Source organism: Pseudomonas sp. BF-B-15, assembly GCF_019946675.1.
Lineage (GTDB): Bacteria > Pseudomonadota > Gammaproteobacteria > Pseudomonadales > Pseudomonadaceae > Aquipseudomonas > Aquipseudomonas migulae.
Genome location: NZ_JAGYFZ010000199.1, coordinates 1 through 3,339 on the forward strand (window position 1 = coordinate 1; position 3,339 = coordinate 3,339).

Genomic DNA, 3,339 nt, shown 5'->3' on the forward strand with positions numbered 1-3,339 from the left:
GCTTTCGCAATTGGGGTTTCGGAATTTAATCTTGACGATGACCTACTCTCACATGGGGAAACCCCACACTACCATCGGCGATGCATCGTTTCACTGCTGAGTTCGGGATGGGATCAGGTGGTTCCAATGCTCTATGGTCGTCAAGAAATTCTTGAGCTGACGCGTCTTGCGACGTTCCAGCGAATTGGGTATGCGATAGTTTGTGTGTTGCTCTCGAACTTTCGGTTCATTGCGTCTTCACACACCGCAATCTGATGCTCTTTCGAGTAGTCAAATTGCTTGGGTGTTATATGGTCAAGCCTCACGGGCAATTAGTATTGGTTAGCTCAACGCCTCACAGCGCTTACACACCCAACCTATCAACGTCGTAGTCTTCGACGGCCCTTCAGGGGACTCAAGGTCCCAGTGAGATCTCATCTTGAGGCTAGTTTCCCGCTTAGATGCTTTCAGCGGTTATCTATTCCGAACATAGCTACCCGGCAATGCCACTGGCGTGACAACCGGAACACCAGAGGTTCGTCCACTCCGGTCCTCTCGTACTAGGAGCAGCCCCTCTCAAATCTCAAACGTCCACGGCAGATAGGGACCGAACTGTCTCACGACGTTCTAAACCCAGCTCGCGTACCACTTTAAATGGCGAACAGCCATACCCTTGGGACCGGCTTCAGCCCCAGGATGTGATGAGCCGACATCGAGGTGCCAAACACCGCCGTCGATATGAACTCTTGGGCGGTATCAGCCTGTTATCCCCGGAGTACCTTTTATCCGTTGAGCGATGGCCCTTCCATACAGAACCACCGGATCACTAAGACCTACTTTCGTACCTGCTCGACGTGTCTGTCTCGCAGTCAAGCGCGCTTTTGCCTTTATACTCTACGACCGATTTCCGACCGGTCTGAGCGCACCTTCGTACTCCTCCGTTACTCTTTAGGAGGAGACCGCCCCAGTCAAACTACCCACCATACACTGTCCTCGATCCGGATAACGGACCTGAGTTAGAACCTCAAAGTTGCCAGGGTGGTATTTCAAGGATGGCTCCACGCGAACTGGCGTCCACGCTTCAAAGCCTCCCACCTATCCTACACAAGCAAATTCAAAGTCCAGTGCAAAGCTATAGTAAAGGTTCACGGGGTCTTTCCGTCTAGCCGCGGATACACTGCATCTTCACAGCGATTTCAATTTCACTGAGTCTCGGGTGGAGACAGCGCCGCCATCGTTACGCCATTCGTGCAGGTCGGAACTTACCCGACAAGGAATTTCGCTACCTTAGGACCGTTATAGTTACGGCCGCCGTTTACCGGGGCTTCGATCAAGAGCTTCGCGTTAGCTAACCCCATCAATTAACCTTCCGGCACCGGGCAGGCGTCACACCCTATACGTCCACTTTCGTGTTTGCAGAGTGCTGTGTTTTTAATAAACAGTCGCAGCGGCCTGGTATCTTCGACCGGCATGAGCTTACGGAGCAAGTCCTTCACCCTCACCGGCGCACCTTCTCCCGAAGTTACGGTGCCATTTTGCCTAGTTCCTTCACCCGAGTTCTCTCAAGCGCCTTGGTATTCTCTACCCAACCACCTGTGTCGGTTTGGGGTACGGTTCCTGGTTACCTGAAGCTTAGAAGCTTTTCTTGGAAGCATGGCATCAACCACTTCGTGTTCTAAAAGAACACTCGTCATCAGCTCTCGGCCTTAGAATCCCGGATTTACCTAAGATTCCAGCCTACCACCTTAAACTTGGACAACCAACGCCAAGCTGGCCTAGCCTTCTCCGTCCCTCCATCGCAATAACCAGAAGTACAGGAATATTAACCTGTTTTCCATCGACTACGCTTTTCAGCCTCGCCTTAGGGACCGACTAACCCTGCGTCGATTAACGTTGCGCAGGAAACCTTGGTCTTTCGGCGTGGGTGTTTTTCACACCCATTGTCGTTACTCATGTCAGCATTCGCACTTCTGATACCTCCAGCAAGCTTCTCAACTCACCTTCACAGGCTTACAGAACGCTCCTCTACCGCATCACCTAAGTGATACCCGTAGCTTCGGTGTATGGTTTGAGCCCCGTTACATCTTCCGCGCAGGCCGACTCGACTAGTGAGCTATTACGCTTTCTTTAAAGGGTGGCTGCTTCTAAGCCAACCTCCTAGCTGTCTAAGCCTTCCCACATCGTTTCCCACTTAACCATAACTTTGGGACCTTAGCTGACGGTCTGGGTTGTTTCCCTTTTCACGACGGACGTTAGCACCCGCCGTGTGTCTCCCATGCTCGGCACTTGTAGGTATTCGGAGTTTGCATCGGTTTGGTAAGTCGGGATGACCCCCTAGCCGAAACAGTGCTCTACCCCCTACAGTGATACATGAGGCGCTACCTAAATAGCTTTCGAGGAGAACCAGCTATCTCCGAGCTTGATTAGCCTTTCACTCCGATCCACAGGTCATCCGCTAACTTTTCAACGGTAGTCGGTTCGGTCCTCCAGTTAGTGTTACCCAACCTTCAACCTGCCCATGGATAGATCGCCCGGTTTCGGGTCTATTCCCAGCGACTAGACGCCCTATTAAGACTCGCTTTCGCTACGCCTCCCCTATTCGGTTAAGCTCGCCACTGAAAATAAGTCGCTGACCCATTATACAAAAGGTACGCAGTCACCCAACAAAGTGGGCTCCCACTGCTTGTACGCATACGGTTTCAGGATCTATTTCACTCCCCTCTCCGGGGTTCTTTTCGCCTTTCCCTCACGGTACTAGTTCACTATCGGTCAGTCAGTAGTATTTAGCCTTGGAGGATGGTCCCCCCATATTCAGACAAAGTTTCTCGTGCTCCGTCCTACTCGATTTCATGACTAAGAGATTTTCGCGTACAGGGCTATCACCCACTATGGCCGCACTTTCCAGAGCGTTCCGCTAATCTCAAAGCCACTTAAGGGCTAGTCCCCGTTCGCTCGCCACTACTAAGGGAATCTCGGTTGATTTCTTTTCCTCAGGGTACTTAGATGTTTCAGTTCCCCTGGTTCGCTTCTTAAGCCTATGTATTCAGCTTAAGATACCTAACTTATGTTAGGTGGGTTCCCCCATTCAGACATCTCCGGATCAAAGTCTGTTTGCCGACTCCCCGAAGCTTTTCGCAGGCTACCACGTCTTTCATCGCCTCTGACTGCCAAGGCATCCACCGTATGCGCTTCTTCACTTGACCATATAACCCCAAGCAATCTGGTTATACTGTGAAGACGACATTCGCCGAAAATTCGCGATTAAACTCACAAATTTTACCTTAGCCTGAATAAACACCAGTGAAAGTGCTATCCAGTCTATCTTTCTATCACATACCCAAATTTTTAAAGAACGATCTA

At 50.9% G+C, this 3,339-nt stretch carries 2 rRNA genes; both read right to left on the reverse strand.

The features are described from left to right. Nucleotides 1-29: 29 nt before the first annotated feature. Nucleotides 30-145, reverse strand: a 5S ribosomal RNA gene (gene rrf / locus KGA97_RS29250). A 145-nt stretch (nt 146-290) separates the two neighbouring features. Further along, nucleotides 291-3,182, reverse strand: a 23S ribosomal RNA gene (locus KGA97_RS29255). Nucleotides 3,183-3,339 lie beyond the last annotated feature (157 nt).